Below are 20,066 nucleotides of genomic sequence, written 5' to 3'. Positions count from 1 at the left end.
TGGCGAAGAAACTTGAAGCCGGCTCCGCACCTACGGTTGCTTTCGTCGCTTGTTCCGATGATAGGTCAAGGCCATAGCGATACAAATTGACAGACTATCCATTTCGACGTCTTCGGTTTCTTGAAAGACAATCGCCCGATTGCCTTCGTATTTAAACTGGTGCGGAAATAGCGTCCGAAAGGTTTCAACCAAATTCGTCGTACAGATGAAATACATGGCGTATTGGTTAGGTTTCTCTTTCTTCCATGCCATTCTGATCGTACTGCCACATCCGATTTCGGCGGTCATGTAAGCAGGCTCGCTCCACTTTAAAGTTTCTTCAAGCTGTCCGACACCCTCGCTAGCCGCCACAGCAAAGATCGCTTCGCGAAGCACCAGCATTTTCCGGCGAATTTCCGGAGGATAGCCGTCGAAGACTGCCTTGACGGTCGTATTTAGAAAATGCTTCATAAAGGGCAAAGAACCTTGGACTTGTTGGGTTAAATCAGCGCTAGACCAATGCCGTCAACTTAAGCTAAATATAAAAGCTTAGTCATTCAGCAGATTTAAGTCATCGATCCAATCAATCAGCCCCAGTTCGGAGTACTTTCTACAGAAACAGCTAATCTACCTATGCTGCCCGCCAACGCTAAAACTCATCCCCAGCCAAAGGCTCACGTTTGGGCACCTTGGCCAAAACGGCCTGGAAAGCGGCTTTGTCGGCTCGTTCGGCACGGGCCTGCAGGTAGTCTTCGGTGGCGATGGCCGACACTTTTTCGGCAACGGCGCTGGCAATAAATTGATTGATCGATACACCTTCCTTACTCGCCAGTTCCTTGATGTGGCGGTGTATGGAATCGGGCAATCTCAGACTTAATGCACTCATGGTAGACGCTCCAGCAAGGTTTTTGGCGTGATGGCTTCGACGCCGAATTTTTCGATACGGGCAAAATCTTTTAAATTATGGGTAACAATGGTGTTTACTCGGGCAGCAACGGCCAACTCCAAGACTAAATCATCTTTCGGGTCCGGCAAATAAGGTCGCCATAAAAAATACACCTTTTGATGACGGCTAAACGCGCTCAAGTTATCGAGTACTATGTCTACTTCAGCATCGGTCAGTTGCAGCATGGAACGGTTGCGTTTCAAAACGTCCTCATACTCGAACAAAAGCGGTGTCGATATGGCTGTTTGCAACTGCCCACCGGCTAAAAGCTCCAGCAATTTAAAGGATGCGCCGTTAGCGGAATACAAGCCGGCGAACAGAACATTGGTATCCAGTACAATCTCAAGCATACCACATACGGTATCACCATTATAATGACTCAAACAAATTCTTTACTGCCTGCTCTCATGCAAACAGCCTAGCCAAAAGGAGTTTTATGACAAACACTCACTCCCAAGTCCTATTCCTCTGCACCGGCAACTACTACCGCAGCCGGTTTGCCGAGTATTTGTTCAATCATCATGCGCCGGAATACGAACTGCCGTGGCGAGCGTTTTCTCGCGGGCTGGCTATCGAATTGCTGAAGGACGATGCCGGGCCGATTTCGCCGCATACCCGGCATGGCTTGGCTTTGCGGGAGATCCCCATCGAGCCCGTCCGCGCGCCCATTGCGCTGACCGAGCACGACTTGGCCGCCGCCAGCCACATCATCGCCTTGAAGCAAACCGAGCATCAACCCTTGCTGCATAGCCGCTTCCCAAACTGGGTGGATCGCGTGGAATACTGGCAGGTAGACGATATAGAAGACGTCCATCCGAGCGAGGCCTTGCCGCAGATAGAAGCGGCGGTATTGGCACTAATACGGCGCCTGACCGATAATTCGAGAAGCTAAGGAAGCAAAAACACTTTCTGTGCAAGCTGGAGCCGTACGCCACATCCTAACCTGGACCCATCCAGCAGATTCAAGTCAATACCCGTTTGCGAAAATCTCGATCAACAAGCGTTGACGTGCGCGGAACGTCAATCTCTAAGACTGCCACTCATCTAATGTTGCAGATTCACGCCCTGCTGAGCCATTAGGTTCTCAAAACGCAACCAACTGACCGGTTCGGTTCCTTTGAATGTCGAGGCCAACTGCGCGTTTCAACACCCTTGGAAATGATAGAGGGGGTGAACTGATGCACTGGTTCTCAAGGTATTAAGTCACAGACGCCAGACTGCCGCAGTTATAAATTCGTCATGCCCCAAACACTTAACCACTCATGACGGAGAACGACTATGGAAACTCAAAACGCATCAGCCATTCCATGCTGCCCTGACTTAATTAAAGACGACCACTGCGACGTAATCAATTTTAGCCGGGTGCTGACTTATCCGACAGCACTGGCCGCCAACAACCGCCGCAGCGTCAATGTGGAAGTCATTCTGCATTTTAAATACTCGCGCTGCACCCTGGGATTAACCCTAGGCGATCCGGTTTACAGCACTACGCTGCTACCGGGCGAAAAGGTCCGCTTATCCACAACGGACAGAAGAAGCCGCTTTAGTTACGACAGCGAGACAAAGCTAAGTTATCGCAGCGAACAAATTTCCGAAGACCAATATTTTATGACGGCCACCCAAAAATACCTGGCCGATTCATCCGCCGCCCAATCGGGGCATGCGTCCAATTCATCAGAGGGCCATTGGGATTTCCACGGGGATGCCGACGGCAGTATCAATCCTTTTAGTTTAAGCGCCAGCGCCAGTACCAATGCCAGCGGGAACCACAATAGCAGTTCAATCGCAGATTATCTGAATCAACAAAGAACGCATGTACAGAGTTCGGCTTCGCAAGCCGTCAGCGCTACCCACAAAGCTTATTCGCTTTCCATTGGCGAAGTCAGCAGCCGTACACATATCGAGGGAGAATCGGAAGACCATTTCGAGGCATCAGCGCGCGAATTTACCAATTTTAATAAATGCCACGCCGTGTCTTATTTGTTTTATCGGCTCAATAAAAAGCAAAAAATCAAATTCGAATTGGTTGCGATAGAAAGACGGGTGCTGGACGACAACGCGCCGATAGGCGGGGTGCTGCAACCCGGAGGCACGCGCCTACCGATAGCCTTGGTTCCTCAGGACATTCCAGCCACCAGCGCGCTAAAAGCGGTCAGCCTAAATGCCCGCGAGACGGCCAGCAACATTAATCAGGATACGGTTTCTCCGTTCAGAACTAACCAAAATTTCGGCGTTCCATTGGATGCGGAGACTAGAGCCAAAGCGATAAAAGAAGTCGACAGCCAATTGCTGGCAAAAAACCTGATCGACAAGGATGGCAAGGTTTCCCAAGAAACCAAGCAAACCATCGAGTTCGAAATGGAATTTTCATTGCCTACCCCCGGCATCATCGTCAAGGGCTGTCTGGATGAATGCGATGTCTGCGAGCCTTTACTAAAAGAAAGGATGCAACTGGAAAATGATTTGCTGCGCAAGCAAATCGAATTGCTGGAAAAGTCGCAAGAATACCGTTGCTGCCCGCCCGCCCCGGTTATTGCCGATTAAACCACGCCCTATTCCATCTCATCAGCCAAGAGGATGCAGTCATGATCAAATCACGAGAAAAACTCGTAATACCCGTGGGTTTTGAAAGCGCCCCCGCAAGAGGAAATGCCATTGGTGGCTTTCCTGTTTTCCAGGAGAGGTAATTTACTGGAAAAAAATCCCGTACAAAAAGGCGCCGTCGAATTCAAAAACCACAGTAAAAATCCGCGCGAATTGCGGGTATTTATCGCACCGGCTGCCGATAAGAAAATCGACAGTGTGACCACAATAGCCGGCCTTGAAAAATTCAAACCCTACGAAGCCGTATTGAATGCCGAACCGCGGGGAGAGTTGTCCGCTTTAATTGTTCCGGAGTATCTATCAAGCCTTTGGCATTTACGTCATTGCCGTATTCGCGGCCGGGTCATCAAAAATTTCAACATGGGCGATATGTCGCAAGACCGAGGCATCTGCAATGCCCGTGTGCATATCTGTGAAGTGGACCGAATATGGTGGTCGATTAGAAAAATACCCGACTCGGTAATTTTAAAAATCCCGGAAATAATCGTCGACAGGTAATGGCCGGTGCCTGTCCCCGAACCCGATCCGTTTTTTACCGAACTCAATCCTCAGCCATTGCCACCGCATGTAACGACGAAAGCCAGGCAGCGCTGACCAATACGGGAGGAATGGTCATAGGCGATGCCGGTGTCTACAATCGCGACAGCAGCAGTATTTACCGACATACCTTCTCACCTTCACAATTGCTCGGCATTTGCAGCGAAGGCCGTAAAGCGGCTTTTACGGAACAATTGGGCATATTGGCACTGGCAACCGATGGCAGCTATCAATTGTATTATTTAGATGCGTCGGCATTAGCCGCATTTGCATTAGAACCGGCATAGGAAAACGCGCGTTGTTTGCCAAAAGTCAGGAGCGGATTTTTCAGTCCGCTCCACCTGGCCGGCAGCCGATCAAAAAGCCCATTAAAAATTCTGGCACTTAACGAGCTTTAAATCTTAACCAGACTATTTGGCGCCGTCCCGTCCTGGAACTTCTCACATCAAGTCAACTCTTTACGCAATCGGCGATGACACAGCGCGGTGCTGTGTTACTATTTTCTTCCTTTATTTTTTCTGTTCGAATGTAATGGCGCCTAGCAAACCGTTGCAACTGATAGACCGCTTTGGCAGAGTGGTCAACTACCTGCGGGTATCGATTACCGACCGCTGCGATTTTCGTTGCGTTTACTGTATGGCCGAGGACATGACGTTTCTGCCGCGCAGCCATATTCTTAGCCTAGAGGAAATCCGCTTTATCTGCGAAACCTTCGTCGAACTAGGTGTCGGCAAAATCAGGATTACCGGCGGCGAACCGCTAGTGCGTAAAGGTGCGTTAGGCTTAATGCAAGACTTGGGGCGCGTACCGGGTTTGAATGAACTGGTAATGACCAGCAACGGCTCGCATCTGGCCGAAATGGCCGATGACTTGAAAGCCGCCGGCGTGAAACGCATCAACATCAGCCTGGACACCCTGGACCCGGTCAAATTCAGGGAGCTAACCCGAACCGGCGATTTGCAGCAAGTGCTGAAAGGCATAGAAAAAGCCCGAACCGCCGGCTTTCAGCGCATCAAACTCAACGCGGTGATACTGAAAAACCGCAACCACCAGGAAGTCTGCGATCTGGTGCAATTTGCCGTCGAGCATGGCATCGACATCAGCTTTATCGAAGAAATGCCGCTGGGCGCGGTGGACAACCATCATCGCGGCGCCGCGTTTTATCCCAGCGATTTGATCCGACAGGATTTGCAACAACGCTTTACCCTGGAAGCCGTGACCGACTCGACCGGCGGACCTTCGGCTTATTACCGGATAGCCGACAGTAAAAGCAAAGTGGGTTTTATCTCGCCGCACAGCGCCAATTTCTGCGGCAGTTGCAACAGGGTGCGCCTGACCGCCGAGGGCCGTTTATTGCTCTGCTTGGGCAACGAACATTCGGTGGATCTGAAACAGGTTGTGAGAGACCACCCAGGCGACAAAGCGATGTTGAAACAAGCCATCGTCGAGGCCATGCAAATCAAACCGGAAAAACACGAATTCAATATTCACGAACAGCCGGTTATTTTGCGGCACATGAACGCCACCGGCGGCTGACAAACGGAGGACCTCATGTCGGATAACAAAGCCTATCACATCGTCGCCGAAGCCCGGCGCTACAAGGAAGAGCGGGAAAAAGGCTACCGCGAGCAAGCCTTAAAACTCTATCCCTGGATTTGCGGACGCTGCTCAAGAGAATTCGATCATAAAAACCTGCGCGAATTGACGGTCCACCACATCAATCACGATCACGACCACAATCCGCCCGACGGCAGCAATTGGGAGTTGCTGTGCCTGTATTGCCACGACAACGAACATCAACGCTTTGAAGAACACGTGCGTTACGGTGGCAAAGCTACTTCAGAAGGCAAAGCGCCTGCCGCTACCTTCAATCCCTTCGCCGATTTGAAAAACCTGATGAAAAAAGACTGATGCCAGGCAAATGCGTGTGGGCGCTGAATAGCACCAACGAAGAGCATTATCACGATCACGAATGGGGCGTGCCGCTGCACGATGAGCAAAAGCTGTTCGAGTTTCTGGTGCTAGAAGGCGCGCAAGCCGGCCTCAGTTGGCGAACCATTCTCGATAAACGCGAGGCTTACCGCTCTGCTTTCGATCATTTTGATCCGCTTAAGGTCGCCGCTTATGATCACAAAAAACTGGCGTCATTGCTGCAAAATCCCGGCATCGTCAAGAACCGCCTGAAAATTGAATCCGCGGTAAGCAACGCCCAGGCTTTTTTAAGGGTACAACAGGAATTCGGCGGTTTCGATCAGTACATTTGGCGCTTTGTGGATGGCGAAACCCGGCAAAATAGTTGGCTGAGCCATAGTCAAATACCGGCCTATTCCCCGGAATCGGCCAGCATGTGCAAAGACCTGCAAAAACGCGGCTTTAAATTCGTCGGCAAAACCATCTGCTATGCTTATATGCAGGCGGTGGGCATGGTCAACGATCACACCGTCGATTGCTTCCGCCACGCGCAACTGACTGCTACCACAATACCATGAGTTCCGAACCGCTAGCCGCCGATTACCGGACTTTAATTGCCAACAGCCAAAGCCTGATAATCGCCAGCAGTTCCGAGCTCGGGACAGCCGAAGTCAGCTATGCGCCGTTTCTGGATTACCAAAATACTTATTACATCTACGTCAGCCAATTGGCCCGGCATACCGGCAATATGCTGCGCCAACGTCAAGCATCCATCATGTTTATCGAACCCGAGGCCGAAGCGGTCAACCCGTTTGCCAGACGCCGTTTGGTAATCGAATGTGAGGTTGGTGAAATCGACAAAACCCACGCAGCATATACCCAGTTGTTAGATAAGCTGCAACAGCGGTTCGGCGAAACAGTCGCGGTTTTACGCTCCCTAGCGGATTTTCATTTACTGGCACTGACGCCTTTGCGCGGCCAATATGTCGCCGGCTTTGGCAAAGCATTTAGCATGGATGTCGAGAATGGCGTTCTGTTGCCCGCAACTCACTAAAGCGATTGCTTCGCCCCGCCTCGGCGAGAACCAAAGTCCGCCTGTTTAATCATGCCGACAGCTTTTAGATTTTTTCTATTGAACAGCGCCTTGGCCCTGGCCTATTTTATCGGCGGCTATCTCGGGCATATGCTGGCGATGCAGCCCAGCCATGCCAGCCCAATCTGGCCGTCAGCGGGTATCGCTCTGGCCGCGCTGCTTGGTTATGGCCCCAAATTATTGCCGGGTCTGATCATCGGCAGCTTGGGTACGCAAATTTACGCTTTTGGCGATCTGGCCACCCCGGAAGATTGGTTTACACCGATTTGGGTTGGCGCCGCCGCCAGCGTCGGCGCCATCGCCCAGCCCTTACTCGGAGCGTCCCTGATCAACCGCTGGATTGGCAGACACAATCCGTTGATGGAAGATCGGCATGTCGTCTGGTTTTTCTTGCTGGCAATTGCCAGTTGCTTAATATCGGCTAGCGTCGGCACCAGTTTTCTGTACATTTTCGACACCATCGATGTGGAAGAAATCGGCCTGAACTGGTGTACCTGGTGGATAGGCGATGCAATAGGTACGGTGATCTTCGCGCCCTTGCTACTGTTGTTTATCGGTACCCCGCGGCATATCTGGCGGCAACGGCAAAAATTCGTGGCCTATCCGTTATCGATTTCGCTATTGTTGGTGGTCATCGCCTTCGTCTACAGCCGCAATCTGGAAAATCAACGCCTCAATGGGCTATTCGACAACCAGATTAATCTGACCCATACCAACCTCCAGGAACATTTCAGCGACGATATTCTGAATAATCAGTTATTGAAAGCCTTGTTCGACAGCTCGGAATCGGTCAATCCCAACGAGTTCAGGCTATTTGCCCATACCATTTTCAGCAAACATCCCGAGCTGGAGGCACTGGAATGGATACCCAGAGTCAATGCCGAAGACCGCAGCGCATTCGAACAACAGACAGAAACCACCATTCACGAGCACAACCGCAATCAGCAATTGATACCGGCTGGTAAGCGGAATGTTTATTTACCCATTGCTTACGCCTTCGGCAACCAGCAAAACATTGGTTTCGACGTTGCCAGCAACCCAAAACTATTAGCAGCAATCCAAAAAGCGATTAATTCCGGCGAAACGGTGGTGACGGACGGCATGGTCTGCGACGACAAACAGCCCTGCTTCGCCATCTACTCCCCGATTTATCTCAAAGGAAAATCACTAAACACCAGCGCCCAGCGTCAACAGTTTTTTGTCGGATTGGTCTCGAATGTTTTTAAATTAAGCAACGAGATTCAGGAACTGTCCGGACGCTTACAAAGCACACGTTTGTCGGTAGCGATCTATGATCAAGACCAGCTGTTATACCGCAGCACTCCCGAAGGCATTGAATCGAAAACGCATTACTTCCTTCCAAGCAAGCGGCAATCGCTGGCGGTCGCCGACCGGAATTGGACGCTTGAATATAAACCGCTGCCGGAGTTTTATACGCAACAAAATCCCTGGACGGTTTGGTGGCTGCTGTCCGGGAGCTTTTTGCTCTGCGGCCTGACCAGCTTCGGTTTAATGCTGATGAGCGGACGCACCGCCCGCATCGAAGATTTAGTGGCCCTAAAAACCCGCGATTTGCTGCGTAGCAACCAAGCGCTGAATACCGAGATCGAACGCCGTAAACAGCAGGAAAACGAACTCCGCATCGCCGCAACCACATTCCAGTCGCACGAGGCCATTATCGTCACCGATGCCAATGGGGCAATTTTGCGCGTCAACAATGCTTTTAACAAAATCACCGGTTATAGCGCGGAAGAAGTGATTGGCCGGCAACCGGATTTTCTGTCGTCGACCCATCAAGCTCCCGGATTTATTCAAACTTTGACCCAAGCCTTGGCCAAGGATAACCAATGGCAGGGCGAAATTTTTAATCGGCGCAAAAACGGCGACGTGTTTCCGGAATGGCTAACCGTTACCTGCGTCCGGGACGAGCACGACCAACTACTGAATTATGTGGCGATTTTTTCTGACATCAGCGAGAAAAAAGCCGCCGAGCGGGAAATCCATGAACTGGCATTTTACGACCCGCTGACCGGCTTGCCGAACCGACGTTTGCTGCTGGACCGCCTGAAACAGGAGATCGCTGCCGCCAAACGCCAAAGTTATTACGGTTCGCTGTTTTTTCTGGATTTGGATCACTTCAAAACCCTTAACGATTCGCGCGGCCATCAAGTAGGCGACGAATTGCTGATCCAGGTTGCCCAACGCCTCAAATCCATTATCCGCGACGAAGACACCGCTTGCCGGCTGGGTGGCGACGAATTTATCGTGATGGTGCCTGGCCGCTACTCGCAACTGTCGCAAGCGACCAGTCACGCGGCGATGCTGGCGGAAAAAATCCTGCACACCATCAATCAACCTTTCACGGTTCAGGGCAGCGAACATCACTTTTCCACCAGCATAGGCGTGACCCTGTTTCCAGAGGTAGCCGAACAGCCTGAAGCGGTCATCCAACAGGCGGATACGGCGATGTACCGGGCCAAGGAAAGCGGCCGAAACGGCATCAGTTTTTACCGTCCGTCGATGCAGGAAACGGCCGACCGCCGTTTAACCTTGGAAAAAGAGATTCGTCAGGCGCTGAAACAGCGGCAGTTTTTACTGCACTATCAGGCGCAGGTCGATCACCTCGGCAAAGTAATCAGCGCCGAAGCGCTAATCCGCTGGCAGCATCCGGAAAAGGGCATGATCTCCCCGGCGGAATTTATCCCCATTGCCGAAGATACCCAGCTGATTTTGCCGATAGGCGAATGGGTGATGCGCGAGGCCTGCCGGCAAATCAAGGTGTGGGACGCGCAGAACCTGCCTATTCATCATGTGGCGGTCAACGTCAGTTCCCGGCAATTCCGCCAGGCCGATTTTGTCGACCAAGTAAAACGCATTTTGATCGACGCCGAACTGCCAGCTGAGCGTCTGGTCATCGAACTGACCGAAGGCTGCGTCATCAGCGACATAGACGACACCGTGGAAAAAATGCGCGATTTGCAAACCCTGGGCGTAAAAACCTCGATCGACGATTTCGGTATCGGCTATTCCTCACTGTCTTATTTAAAAAAATTGCCCATCAGCCAATTAAAGATCGATCAGAGTTTCGTCCGCGACATCGCCAGCGACCCCAACGACGCGGTAATTGTGGAGACCATTATCAATATGGCTAAAAACTTAGGTTTACACGTGATTGCCGAGGGCGTGGAAAACCAGGAACAAATGATCTTCTTACGTGATAAAGGCTGCCTATCCTACCAAGGCTATTACACCGGCCGGCCGGTGGCCGCCGCCAGATTTGAGCGGGAAGACAGATTACTTCCCACTGCGTCCTAGGCTGTTAAGCCACGGGAAATGTCTACGCCACAGCTTTTAATATTCCCGAATCGGTAAGCCCAGCGCTATCCGCATGCCTTGCCGAAAGGCCGATTTTGCGGCTGTAGCGCAGCTTGCTAATCAGCTGTTTTAACCTAGGCACTAAATTCCTCCCAGCCCCGCCATGCCGGAACCCCTGGTTACTCGTGTGGTCTAGTGGCCTCGGGCTTTTGGGAATATCGGTCAAACGGTTTGCCCTTAAACCTTGGACAACGCATTCCGCTCCAAACAAATCCGACAAACATTCTCGTATTGGGGGCGGCTGCGTTAAAATCGTTGCGTTAACCATCCGACTAGGGACTTTGCAGATGAATATAAAAACTTGCCTGTTTGCCATTGCTGCTTTATTGCCGCAATTTGCCAACGCCGATGAAAAACCCACTATCCGCATAGGCGCTATGGCCGCCGGCACCTTAAACTGGGAACTCGCGGCGATGCGCAACCAAGGACTACTGGACAATGCAAAATTCAACGTGGAAAACATCGCGGTTGCCAATCAGCAAGCAGGTAAGGTTGCGCTGCAAGCTGGCTCAGTCGATGTGATCGTCTCCGACTGGATCTGGACGTCCAGCATGCGCAGCACCGGCACCAATTTGAGTTTTTACCCGTTTTCCGACACTTCCGGCGTCCTCCTGGTACCGGCCGATAGCCCGATCAAATCGCTGGCCGATCTAAAAGGCAAAAAACTGGGCATAGCCGGCGGCGAACTGGATAAGAACTGGCTGCTGTTACAAGCGTTGGGACAGCAACAGCAAGTGGACCTGAATACCGGCGTGGAAAAAATCTACGGCGCGCCGCCATTACTGAGCCAGCAACTACTCGAAAAGCGCGTCGATGCCTTGCTGACCTTCTGGCAATTTGCCGCGCATCTGGAAGCGCAAGGTTACCGGGCGCTGTTGAGCGGCGAGGAGATCATCCGCCAACTCGGCATTAGCGAGACAGTACCCAGCATCGGTTATGTGTTCAAACAGGACTGGGCCAATCAACATAAAGCAGCGTTCAAACAATTCTTGAACCTGAGCAAGCAAGCCCACGACACCCTGTGCAGCTCCGATACGGAATGGCAGAAAATCCTGCCGCTCACCGACGCCGCCAGTCCGAAAGAACAACAAAAACTCCGGGAGCGTTACTGCCAAGGCCGCGTGGAACAATGGGGCGCCAGCCAACAAAGCGCCGCCGCAAAAATCTATACGATGCTGCATCAACTCAGCAATAACAAGCTGACCGGCCAATCGGCACAAATACAAGCGGGGACGTTCTGGTCGGCTGACTAATGTTGACGGGCACTTTTAAACTTAACCAGTCTGCCGTCACACTGCTATCGCTGTTAGCGCTGCTAGGCATCTGGCAGCTGGCGGCTGGCTTGGTCCACAGCCCAACATTACCCTATCCGCTCCAGGTCGCCCAGGTATTTTGGCAAGCAACTCAATCCGGCGAACTACCCTACCATTTAGGGGTAACTCTGCTGCGGCTGCTGGTCAGCTTCTCGATTGCGATGGTATTGGGCTGCGCGATAGGGGTGACGCTGGGTAATAATAAAACCCTGGATGCGTTTTTCGACCACTGGCTGGTGATATTTCTGAATATCCCGGCTTTAGTCACCATTATTCTCTGCTATGTCTGGTTCGGGTTGGCCGAGTCAGCGGCGATTTTGGCGGTGGTGATTAACAAACTGCCGAATGTGATCGTCACGATTCGGGAAGGCACGCGAGCGCTAGACAAGGACTTATTGGAAATGGCGGAAAGCTACCGTTTCGACCGCAAAAAAACCTTGGCGCATGTGATCTGGCCGCAATTGCATCCGTTCGTGATGGCGGCCACGCGCTCCGGTCTGGCGCTGATCTGGAAAATCATTTTGGTCGTGGAGTTGCTCGGCCGCAGCAACGGTATGGGCTATCAGCTGCATCTGTTTTTTCAATTGTTCGATGTCGCCAGCCTGCTGGCTTATACCTTTGCCTTCGTTGCAGTCATCCAACTGATCGAATGGCTGTTGCTGCGGCCGCTGGACCGCAAGGCTTTACGGTGGCGGCGGTGAACGATATTACCATCAGCATCCAGGATAAAACTTATCGCTCCGGCCATGCCGAAGACCGCCAACACCAAGCGATTGCCGATTTACAACTCGGCGTAGGCCGTAACGAATTCGTCTGCCTGCTCGGCCCATCCGGCTGCGGTAAGACCACTTTGCTGAATATGATTGCCGGACTAGATAGTCACTATCAGGGCCAAATTCAAATAGGCCGCCAAGCTACAACTGCCAGAATTGGTTATGTGTTTCAGAATCCCAGATTACTGCCCTGGTATACCGTCCGGCAAAATATCGAAGTGGTATTTGAGCAAACGCCGCCCGCCGCCTTGATCGACTCCTTATTGGCAGACATGCAACTGAGCGACGTGCAGCAGGTTTATCCGGAACGTTTGTCGTTGGGCATGCAGCGGCGGGTAGCCATTATCCGCGCCTTCGCCATTAATCCGGACATTCTGCTGATGGACGAACCCTTCGTCTCACTGGATGCGCCCAGCGCCCGGCAGGTACGCAATTTATTGTATTCATTGTGGCAACAGCGGCCGCATACGGTATTGTTCGTCAGTCACGATCTACGCGAAGCGATTGCGTTGGCAGACCGCTTGATTTTCCTGTCGCCGCCGCCGATGCGGATTGTCAGCGATATTCCGGTAAACATTCCGCGCGAACTGCGTAACGACGAAGCGCAAATCGAAGCGTTTCGCGAGCATTTGCTGAACCAGCATCCAGCGATTAACGGGCTGTTGTAAGGTGCGTGTCGTCGTCAAGACTTGTGAAGTGGAGGAAATCATCAAGAAATCCCGCTTCATCGGCATCATCAGCCCTTGCCAGACCGAGCGTGAAGCCTTGTTGTTATTAAAGGATTTGCATCAGCGTTTCCCAGACGCCAGCCATATCGTTTACGCCTACCGTATCCAATCGCCGGACGGTCTGATCTGCCGTTTTCACGATGCCGGCGAACCCAGCGGCACCGCCGGCAAGCCGATCTTTCAGCACCTGGAAGGCAAGCAACTGATCAATCTGGTGGTGGCGGTGATTCGTTATTTCGGCGGGGTAAAACTGGGTGCGGGCGGCTTGACCCGCGCTTACGGCAATGTCGCCAAGCAAGTCATAGAAGCTGCGGACATTGTCGAATACATTGAATTCGCCGAGCTGACGTTAAATCTGGATTACCACCGACTACAAGCGCTGGAATACCAGTTAAAAAAACTGGACGGCAGCATTATCGGTCAGGATTTTTCCGATTCGGTAAGACTGACCGTCAAACTCCCCAAGAGCAATCTGTCCGCGCTTAGCGCATTCCTCGATTAAAACAGCTTATAGCAAGCCTAGATGACAACTTTATTTCAATATTGTTTCTAAAAAAGAAACAAGCAATCCACTATAGCCGGTATTGTAAATAAAAAAATAAAGCTTATATTGAAGTCGTCTTCATTGGTATCGACTGTATTCAGTCTAGGAGCAAAAATGAACAAATCGAACAATCTGTATAAAGACGTACTCACCGGCCTGTTTTTCACCACCGGCGTGTTTGGCTTCATGTCTGGCGAGTTCATCATCTCCACCATGCTATTCGGCGCTGCAACCATCGCCAGCAATCTGGATTTTAGCGACTCGTTTCGCGCTTAAGTTTTGTTGTACCTCCCTCGTTGTTAAGCAGTTAATCTGTTTATTTCAAGCCCGTCCGCCGCCTCCGTAGCAGGCGGGCTCTTTTTAAAATCCTCTTGTTTCGCGTATCGTTTCGTAGGCTTTCCTGATTTGCTGAGTCTTTTGCTTGGCCATCTGCATCATTTCTTCGGGTAGACCTTTGGCCACCAACTTGTCCGGATGGTGCTGACTCATCAGGCGCCGATAGGCTTTTTTCACTTCAGCATCATCCGCCGTCCCGGAGACGCCTAACACCGCATAAGCGTCTTCCAGTTTTGACGAGCCGGCTTTGGCCTCGTGAAACTGTTCACCCGACTGCTGAAAACGATGTTGTGCCTGTACTTGCCCTTTGATGATCTGATATTCGAAACGCGACAAGCCCAGTTGCGCGCAAATATCCAACAACAGCTTTTCTTCCTTGGCATCGTAAACGCCGTCGGCAAACGCCGCTTGAATCTGGATTTCCACGAACATCCGCACCAGGTTAGTCCGGCGATGACATTCCACGCGAAATTGCCGCAGCACTTCCTTCAACGGAAAATCGGTCTGCTTGCCTTGCTGAAACAGTTGAATCGCGGCTTCGCGCAGTTCCGGACTGAGCTCCATATTGTCCATCACCCGTTTAGCCAGCCCGATTTCCTCATTGGAAACCCGGCCATCCACCTTAGCGACATGGCCCATCACCGCGAACGTCGCAGTGAAAAACGCCATTTGCACGCGCTGCTGGTCGCCGGGATTAAATGACTCGCCAGCCATTCCGTCCAGCCCGGTATCGAACTGATGCCCCACCGACGCACCGAAAATCGCGCCCAGCGGCCCGCCCAACATAAATCCAAACGCCCCACCCACCAACTTCCCAAGCCAACTCATGCGTTTCCTACCCTCAACAGGTTTAATGATAAAATTGCAGCCACTTTTCACTGACTCCACACACGTATTATGAATGCCCCCGCCGCACTTTACGAATCTTCCCTGCCGTACTTGAAATTGCTCGGCCGCGGCAAAGTCCGCGACATGTACGAAATCGACGCTAAACATTTACTGATCGTCACCTCCGACCGGATGTCGGCGTTCGACGTGATCATGCCCGATCCGATTCCCGGCAAGGGCCGCGTGTTGACCAGAGTGAGCAATTTCTGGTTCGAAAAAATGCGCGATATTATTCCCAACCATTTAAGCGACGACTTGACGCTGACGGACGTGATTCCCGATTCCACTCTAAGAGCGCAAGTGGAAGGCCGAGCCATCATCGTCAAACGCCTGAAACCGCTGCCGGTGGAAGCCATCGTGCGCGGCTATCTGATTGGCTCGGGTTGGAAAGATTATCAAAACAGCGGCTCGGTGTGCGGTATCGAATTGCCGGCCGGCTTGCAACAGGCGCAACAATTGCCGCAGCCGATTTACACGCCGTCCAGCAAGGCCGAAATGGGCACCCATGACGAAAACATCAGCTTCGCCGATACGGTGGCGTTGATGGGAGAGGAACTGGCCGGCAAGGTGCGCGACGCCAGCTTACGGCTCTACACCACAGCCGCCGATTACGCCCGCGAACGCGGCATCATCATCGCCGATACCAAATTCGAATTCGGTCTGGACGAAGACGGCGCATTGTACTTAATCGACGAAGCCTTGACCCCCGATTCCTCGCGCTTTTGGCCGGTCGAACAATATCAAGTCGGCATCAGCCCACCCAGCTTCGACAAGCAATATTTGCGCGATTACCTGGAAACCTTGGATTGGAATATGACCGCGCCTGGTCCGAAATTGCCGGAAGAAGTTAGCAGAAAATGCGCGGAAAAATATCGGGAAGCCGAGTTGAAACTGATCGGAAATTGAAGAGCCGTTCAGCCAAAGCCATACCGCGCGACTAGCGGGATGGCTTTGGATCACTAAAACCTAAATCGGCTTGAATTGATAACCCTGCGCGGTTTGCCAGGATAGAAAAACACTCTCACCATCGCTCAACAGAAAAGCATCGTCCGCGCTTTCCGCCGTTTTACCGACGACTTCGGGTTGCGACCAACTCAGTCCGCCATCATTAGACTTAATCAACTGCAACAGATTATGGCTGCCGTCGAATTCCGACCAGACCACCACTACCTGCTCGCCCTTGGCAAACACGTTGGGATGTTTGGCACCTTGATTGCCAAAACTGTAGGCCGGCGAATAACTTAGGCCGCCATCCTTGGAGTGGCCGTAAAACAAGCCTTGTTTATCAGTGGCTCCGCTGAACCATACCGAATGGTAAACACCATTGTCGGCAACTGATAAGGCCGGGCCATGATGCGGACAAGCATCGATTTTCCAGTTTTCTTGGCTGACGCGCTGCACCGCTCCAGGGGTGTGCCAATCCTTAAATTTAACCAGCGCATGATCGCGGATATTGCCTTCATAAACATGCCGCCACAGCACCACCGGCAAATTGTCGGCATCTATTTCCACACCCAAACGACAGCATTCACAGCTATGCGGCGCCACGGTTTTGTTGGGATAGAAGCTTTTGCCGCCATTGTCCGACCAGGCGTAATACACGGCAGTACCTGCAAACTCTTGCTTAGCGGCCTTGGCTTTTTCCTTGTCGCGCGCATCCAGCCAAGCCACAAAAATCTCGCCATTCTTCCCCACCGCCAGCGCATCGAAACGGTGACCGATCACGTCCAGATTGTCATTGACCGTCACCGGCTTGGAAAAACTCTTGCCGCCGTCCGTCGAGCGACTGAAGCGAATGTTGCCAGTATGGCGTTTTTCCAAATTTTGGGTCCAGGTCAGGTAGATATTGCCTTGCGCATCGAGTTTGATTTTTGGCCGGTATTCACCGCGCGCAGCAATAGCTTCCGGCTCGGCGTTTACCGCAACCGGTGCGGAAAAGCTCCGACCTTTATCGGTAGACGATTGCACATAGATACGATCACGGACCACCCAAGCCAACCACAGCGCACCGCTATTGTCAAAAGTCGCGGTGACCGTCTCGGAACATCCAATTGCCGGACTGGTTTGCAGATCAGCGCACAATGCTTTTTGGTCGGTATGCTGTTCAAGCTTAGCCGCCTCAGCGCCTTGCTTACTTGTAATCGGCTCGTTGGCACATGCAGTCAAAATCAACGAGCCAACCATTGCCAAAGGGAGTTGAAATTTCATCATCGTCTTTTAGTAAGTGTCCGGAAAGTTACGAACATTTTTACCCGTTTGACCGGGAAAAATTAAACTGTGTCATTTAACGCACGACCAGGATTAGGTGCGCTCTGCCCTATCCTGGCTGGATACATTCAATAACCGCTTAATAGTTAAATTTCAATTCTGCGATATAGGTGCGCTGCGGAAACACATGGAACAGCCAATATTTTTCGTTGGTAATATTGTCGATACCCGCTGAAAGCGTCAGTTGCTTGGTCAGTTGATATTTGGCACGGGTATCCACAACGAAAAACGCGCTGCCGGTGCCGGTGTAAGTATCCGGATTGACGTCGCTGTTATCGATTTGCCCATATTGTTGACTGCTATAGCGTCCACTGATAGAGGACGTAAAATCTTTAGTCACATGATATGTGGCCGTGGCACTAGCGCGCCACTCCGGCACTCTGGGCTGATACTTGCCGACAGACGCAGGCAGGGCCGCATTTTTATCGATGCGCGAATTCGCCCAGGTCACGTTACCCGACAAATCCAGGCCATCGATAACGACATTACTGTGCTCGCCGGAAAACTCCCAACCGTAGGTGCTGATCTGGTCGATGTTCTGCGCATATGATAATGTCGAGTTAGTGACAGGACTGAAAGTCGTTTGACTGTAGATGGCATCGTAGACTTTTTCGTGGAATAAGCTCAAACGCAACGAACCTTCGCTCAGAAAATATTGCGCGGAAAGCTCGGAAGACAATGCCTCTTCAGGCTTTAGCGTTGGATTGGGATTCACAATATTTGAGGTGCCGCTGACGGTGATATTGGTACCCTGGAACAGTTCTGTCACCGTTGGGAAACGGTAAGCCTGAGCAATAGAGCTGGTAAATTTCCAGCTATCAGTCGGCTTCCAGGCCAGCGAGGCTTTTGGCGAAAATCTTAAATCGCTGCGGTTAGACTGATTGATCGTTCTGCCGTTTGAACCGGTGTTAGTGCCATCGAAGGCGTTCCAGTTCTCCAAACGTCCGCCCAAGGTCAACGTCCAATCCGGATCAAATGTCCATGCGTCTTGAATCCAGACCGCGTTGGTTTCGGTCTTGCCTTGCGAATTGGTATTTAAGCGGACTGGTGCACCGTAGATCCAATTGGAGGTTACATATTGTTGGTTGTTTAATTCGTAAAGATCATGATGAAACCCAAAGCTGACATGATGCGGTCCCCATGCGGAATCCGGACGCCATATACCTTTAGCATCCACAGTATGCCAACCGGTGTCGTTTAGGCTGGTAAGCGTTCCAGCACCACCCGCAGCCGCAAGATTGGGCGCAACCGTGGGCGCGCGTTGCTCATCCTGACCATAATTGATCACACTGCCAGTCAATTCCCAATCGAAAATACCGCCGGTGTTCGATTTCAGCGCCATACCGTGCGACCAATGCATCTGCTGGTAATCGTTCTCGGCAAACGTCGAACCCAAGTTGTAGTTTCGTCCGTTCATATTGATGATGCCGCTATTAACCGGAGCCCCGGTAGTGGCACTGCGCAAGTAGCTATTGAAGCCCCCGCTTTCGTCGTTTTGCCACAGACCCAATGTATACGAAGCTTTCAGCGTCGGCGTAATATCGTAAGCCAGCTTCCACTTAAAATTATCCTGCACCGTATGCCTGATATTGCCTTCGCCTATGGCAAAGATTCTTTGGGAGCCGCTTCTATCGACATCGCCGACGGCGCCGGTAACGGGTACGCCACCCGTGCCGGAACTAGTGGGAAGATATGTATAACTGATAGGCTGGCTGTGCGCATCCAAATGACTGACGTCAAAGCGCCAAGAAAAATCGCCGTGTCGGCTACCTAGATTGGCCGTGTACTGCTGGGAGTCATAGACATCGGTATGGCCGTAAACATCGTATTCTTGCCAAGTAGACTGCACGCCGCCGCCTGCCTCGAATTTCTCTGGCATCCGCGTCGTAATATCAACGACACCGCCTATCGAGTTACCGCCGTAGGCTGCGGAAAACGGTCCGTACATCACATCAACCCGCTCAATTTCTGACGGTGAGACCATATTCCAGCGCGGCGAACCGGTCATGCCGTTGTTATTGCCTAGCAACGACGATAGCAAAATGCCGTCCGCATAAATCAAGCTGCGCGCACTGGAACCGGTCCCGGAAGTACGCATAGCCACGGGCATTTCCTTGTCGCCGATATACCGTTTGCGCACCAGAATATTAGGCAAATACTTGATCGCATCCTCGGTGTTCATCACGTTGATGGTATCTTCCATCTTCTCGCGGGTAACGCTTTCGGTCACAGCAGGCAATTTGTATTTTTCGGTAGCCGTTTGCGTAGCGGCTTTTCCGCTTTCGGCAGTAACCGTCATTTCCGGCAATATTGCGGTTTGATTACTACCGGTTTTGTTGTCTGTCTTGCCATCTTCGGTCGCAGAGACTCCCGGTAACACCGTGAGCAGCATCGCCCCCATTAAATAGGGCTTGGCGCCAAGTTTGATTTTTGCGTGTTTCATAGGTTTAAAAATTGCGAAGGTATGCGATTTGTTCTTGCTAAGGACTAATTGTCGGCAAAAGCGCTATTTAAAACACCAACGGTTTCTGGTGATCTCACACACTTTAAAACAGCCATTTGTAGATACAAGCAATTTATAACCCTAAATACAATTGTGCTTTTTTATCAATCAATTAATACAACACATCATCAAATACGCCACTACAACCACTCATTTATGCGGCAAATGACTCACTAAAAATAAGCCATATAACACAGTTTATTTTATTCGCCGCCATATCCATTGTTTTGATGCTGACACTCAAAACAGCGACAACAGCTCAGGTAGC

The 20,066-nt window shown here is 51.5% G+C and carries 21 protein-coding genes; 15 read left to right on the top strand and 6 right to left on the bottom strand.

The window, feature by feature from the left end; genetic code table 11:
• Nucleotides 1–30: 30 nt before the first annotated feature.
• The 3 genes from QLH52_RS17225 to QLH52_RS17215 all read right to left on the bottom strand — a co-directional run bounded on the left by QLH52_RS17225 (nucleotide 31) and on the right by QLH52_RS17215 (nucleotide 1,275).
• Nucleotides 31–450, bottom strand: a complete 420-nt coding sequence (locus tag QLH52_RS17225) for a DUF1801 domain-containing protein (protein ID WP_319962364.1) — start codon at nucleotides 448–450, stop codon at nucleotides 31–33.
• 178 nt (nucleotides 451–628) lie between these two features.
• The gene (locus QLH52_RS17220) at nucleotides 629–865 is read right to left on the bottom strand and encodes a toxin-antitoxin system HicB family antitoxin (RefSeq protein ID WP_205451455.1); all 237 of its coding nucleotides are present in this window, start codon (nucleotides 863–865) and stop codon (nucleotides 629–631) included.
• Complete coding sequence (locus tag QLH52_RS17215) at nucleotides 862–1,275, bottom strand: putative toxin-antitoxin system toxin component, PIN family (RefSeq protein WP_319962363.1); 414 nt, start codon at nucleotides 1,273–1,275, stop codon at nucleotides 862–864. The genes QLH52_RS17220 and QLH52_RS17215 overlap by 4 nt, the downstream gene beginning before the upstream one ends.
• An 86-nt stretch (nucleotides 1,276–1,361) precedes the next feature.
• Here QLH52_RS17215 and QLH52_RS17210 point away from each other — a divergent pair, with 86 nt between their 5' ends.
• The 14 genes from QLH52_RS17210 to QLH52_RS17145 all read left to right on the top strand — a co-directional run bounded on the left by QLH52_RS17210 (nucleotide 1,362) and on the right by QLH52_RS17145 (nucleotide 14,079).
• Entirely contained in the window at nucleotides 1,362–1,817 is a 456-nt protein-coding gene (locus tag QLH52_RS17210) for an arsenate reductase/protein-tyrosine-phosphatase family protein (protein ID WP_319962362.1), read from the top strand.
• Between the two features lie 386 nt (nucleotides 1,818–2,203).
• Nucleotides 2,204–3,469 carry a hypothetical protein gene (locus QLH52_RS17205; RefSeq protein ID WP_319962361.1) on the top strand — a complete coding sequence of 422 codons (1,266 nt, stop codon included), beginning with the start codon at nucleotides 2,204–2,206 and terminating at the stop codon, nucleotides 3,467–3,469.
• A 105-nt stretch (nucleotides 3,470–3,574) separates the two neighbouring features.
• Entirely contained in the window at nucleotides 3,575–4,027 is a 453-nt protein-coding gene (locus QLH52_RS17200) for a hypothetical protein (protein ID WP_319962360.1), read from the top strand.
• Nucleotides 4,027–4,353 carry a hypothetical protein gene (locus tag QLH52_RS17195; protein ID WP_319962359.1) on the top strand — a complete coding sequence of 109 codons (327 nt, stop codon included), beginning with the start codon at nucleotides 4,027–4,029 and terminating at the stop codon, nucleotides 4,351–4,353. Before QLH52_RS17200 ends, QLH52_RS17195 begins: the two co-directional genes overlap by 1 nt.
• A gap of 244 nt (nucleotides 4,354–4,597) precedes the next feature.
• Nucleotides 4,598–5,602, top strand: a complete 1,005-nt coding sequence (moaA, locus tag QLH52_RS17190) for a GTP 3',8-cyclase MoaA (protein WP_319962358.1) — start codon at nucleotides 4,598–4,600, stop codon at nucleotides 5,600–5,602.
• 15 nt (nucleotides 5,603–5,617) lie between these two features.
• Nucleotides 5,618–5,977: a YajD family HNH nuclease gene (locus QLH52_RS17185; protein ID WP_033157754.1), complete on the top strand. Its 360-nt coding sequence runs from the start codon at nucleotides 5,618–5,620 to the stop codon at nucleotides 5,975–5,977.
• Nucleotides 5,977–6,555, top strand: a complete 579-nt coding sequence (locus QLH52_RS17180) for a DNA-3-methyladenine glycosylase I (protein WP_319962357.1) — start codon at nucleotides 5,977–5,979, stop codon at nucleotides 6,553–6,555. Before QLH52_RS17185 ends, QLH52_RS17180 begins: the two co-directional genes overlap by 1 nt.
• Nucleotides 6,552–7,031, top strand: coding sequence for a HugZ family pyridoxamine 5'-phosphate oxidase (locus QLH52_RS17175; protein WP_033157752.1), 480 nt, complete (start codon nucleotides 6,552–6,554; stop codon nucleotides 7,029–7,031). Before QLH52_RS17180 ends, QLH52_RS17175 begins: the two co-directional genes overlap by 4 nt.
• Before the next feature lie 51 nt (nucleotides 7,032–7,082).
• Nucleotides 7,083–10,385 carry an EAL domain-containing protein gene (locus tag QLH52_RS17170; RefSeq protein WP_319962356.1) on the top strand — a complete coding sequence of 1,101 codons (3,303 nt, stop codon included), beginning with the start codon at nucleotides 7,083–7,085 and terminating at the stop codon, nucleotides 10,383–10,385.
• A gap of 347 nt (nucleotides 10,386–10,732) precedes the next feature.
• Nucleotides 10,733–11,698: an ABC transporter substrate-binding protein gene (locus QLH52_RS17165; RefSeq protein WP_319962355.1), complete on the top strand. Its 966-nt coding sequence runs from the start codon at nucleotides 10,733–10,735 to the stop codon at nucleotides 11,696–11,698.
• Nucleotides 11,698–12,459, top strand: a complete 762-nt coding sequence (locus QLH52_RS17160) for an ABC transporter permease (protein ID WP_319962354.1) — start codon at nucleotides 11,698–11,700, stop codon at nucleotides 12,457–12,459. Before QLH52_RS17165 ends, QLH52_RS17160 begins: the two co-directional genes overlap by 1 nt.
• Nucleotides 12,456–13,199, top strand: a complete 744-nt coding sequence (locus QLH52_RS17155; RefSeq protein WP_319962409.1) for an ABC transporter ATP-binding protein — start codon at nucleotides 12,456–12,458, stop codon at nucleotides 13,197–13,199. The genes QLH52_RS17160 and QLH52_RS17155 overlap by 4 nt, the downstream gene beginning before the upstream one ends.
• A gap of 1 nt (nucleotide 13,200) precedes the next feature.
• Nucleotides 13,201–13,761, top strand: coding sequence for a YigZ family protein (locus QLH52_RS17150; RefSeq protein WP_319962353.1), 561 nt, complete (start codon nucleotides 13,201–13,203; stop codon nucleotides 13,759–13,761).
• 156 nt (nucleotides 13,762–13,917) lie between these two features.
• The gene (locus QLH52_RS17145) at nucleotides 13,918–14,079 is read left to right on the top strand and encodes a hypothetical protein (RefSeq protein WP_020483539.1); all 162 of its coding nucleotides are present in this window, start codon (nucleotides 13,918–13,920) and stop codon (nucleotides 14,077–14,079) included.
• Nucleotides 14,080–14,163: 84 nt separating this feature from the next.
• On the opposite strand, the gene djlA is transcribed toward QLH52_RS17145, so the two are convergent.
• Nucleotides 14,164–14,967, bottom strand: coding sequence for a co-chaperone DjlA (gene djlA, locus QLH52_RS17140; protein ID WP_319962352.1), 804 nt, complete (start codon nucleotides 14,965–14,967; stop codon nucleotides 14,164–14,166).
• Between the two features lie 69 nt (nucleotides 14,968–15,036).
• Here djlA and QLH52_RS17135 point away from each other — a divergent pair, with 69 nt between their 5' ends.
• Nucleotides 15,037–15,933: a phosphoribosylaminoimidazolesuccinocarboxamide synthase gene (locus tag QLH52_RS17135; protein ID WP_319962351.1), complete on the top strand. Its 897-nt coding sequence runs from the start codon at nucleotides 15,037–15,039 to the stop codon at nucleotides 15,931–15,933.
• 60 nt (nucleotides 15,934–15,993) lie between these two features.
• Here the strand turns inward: QLH52_RS17135 and QLH52_RS17130 are convergent, their stop codons facing one another.
• Both QLH52_RS17130 and QLH52_RS17125 read right to left on the bottom strand, forming a co-directional pair.
• Nucleotides 15,994–17,238, bottom strand: a complete 1,245-nt coding sequence (locus QLH52_RS17130) for a sialidase family protein (protein ID WP_319962350.1) — start codon at nucleotides 17,236–17,238, stop codon at nucleotides 15,994–15,996.
• 136 nt (nucleotides 17,239–17,374) lie between these two features.
• Nucleotides 17,375–19,738 carry a TonB-dependent receptor gene (locus tag QLH52_RS17125; RefSeq protein WP_319962349.1) on the bottom strand — a complete coding sequence of 788 codons (2,364 nt, stop codon included), beginning with the start codon at nucleotides 19,736–19,738 and terminating at the stop codon, nucleotides 17,375–17,377.
• Nucleotides 19,739–20,066 lie beyond the last annotated feature (328 nt).

The sequence above is a fragment of the Methylomonas defluvii genome (assembly GCF_033949435.1).
Lineage (GTDB): Bacteria > Pseudomonadota > Gammaproteobacteria > Methylococcales > Methylomonadaceae > Methylomonas > Methylomonas defluvii.
Note: the sequence above shows the minus strand (reverse complement) of the source record. Positions and strands in the feature narration are given on the sequence as shown.

Coding starts and splice junctions, on each gene's coding strand:
- QLH52_RS17225 (WP_319962364.1), bottom strand. CDS start 450: ATGAAGCATTTTCTAAATACGACCGTCAAGGCAGTCTTCGACGGCTAT.
- QLH52_RS17220 (WP_205451455.1), bottom strand. CDS start 865: ATGAGTGCATTAAGTCTGAGATTGCCCGATTCCATACACCGCCACATC.
- QLH52_RS17215 (WP_319962363.1), bottom strand. CDS start 1,275: ATGCTTGAGATTGTACTGGATACCAATGTTCTGTTCGCCGGCTTGTAT.
- QLH52_RS17210 (WP_319962362.1), top strand. CDS start 1,362: ATGACAAACACTCACTCCCAAGTCCTATTCCTCTGCACCGGCAACTAC.
- QLH52_RS17205 (WP_319962361.1), top strand. CDS start 2,204: ATGGAAACTCAAAACGCATCAGCCATTCCATGCTGCCCTGACTTAATT.
- QLH52_RS17200 (WP_319962360.1), top strand. CDS start 3,575: ATGCCATTGGTGGCTTTCCTGTTTTCCAGGAGAGGTAATTTACTGGAA.
- QLH52_RS17195 (WP_319962359.1), top strand. CDS start 4,027: ATGGCCGGTGCCTGTCCCCGAACCCGATCCGTTTTTTACCGAACTCAA.
- moaA (WP_319962358.1), top strand. CDS start 4,598: ATGGCGCCTAGCAAACCGTTGCAACTGATAGACCGCTTTGGCAGAGTG.
- QLH52_RS17185 (WP_033157754.1), top strand. CDS start 5,618: ATGTCGGATAACAAAGCCTATCACATCGTCGCCGAAGCCCGGCGCTAC.
- QLH52_RS17180 (WP_319962357.1), top strand. CDS start 5,977: ATGCCAGGCAAATGCGTGTGGGCGCTGAATAGCACCAACGAAGAGCAT.
- QLH52_RS17175 (WP_033157752.1), top strand. CDS start 6,552: ATGAGTTCCGAACCGCTAGCCGCCGATTACCGGACTTTAATTGCCAAC.
- QLH52_RS17170 (WP_319962356.1), top strand. CDS start 7,083: ATGCCGACAGCTTTTAGATTTTTTCTATTGAACAGCGCCTTGGCCCTG.
- QLH52_RS17165 (WP_319962355.1), top strand. CDS start 10,733: ATGAATATAAAAACTTGCCTGTTTGCCATTGCTGCTTTATTGCCGCAA.
- QLH52_RS17160 (WP_319962354.1), top strand. CDS start 11,698: ATGTTGACGGGCACTTTTAAACTTAACCAGTCTGCCGTCACACTGCTA.
- QLH52_RS17145 (WP_020483539.1), top strand. CDS start 13,918: ATGAACAAATCGAACAATCTGTATAAAGACGTACTCACCGGCCTGTTT.
- djlA (WP_319962352.1), bottom strand. CDS start 14,967: ATGAGTTGGCTTGGGAAGTTGGTGGGTGGGGCGTTTGGATTTATGTTG.
- QLH52_RS17135 (WP_319962351.1), top strand. CDS start 15,037: ATGAATGCCCCCGCCGCACTTTACGAATCTTCCCTGCCGTACTTGAAA.
- QLH52_RS17130 (WP_319962350.1), bottom strand. CDS start 17,238: ATGATGAAATTTCAACTCCCTTTGGCAATGGTTGGCTCGTTGATTTTG.
- QLH52_RS17125 (WP_319962349.1), bottom strand. CDS start 19,738: ATGAAACACGCAAAAATCAAACTTGGCGCCAAGCCCTATTTAATGGGG.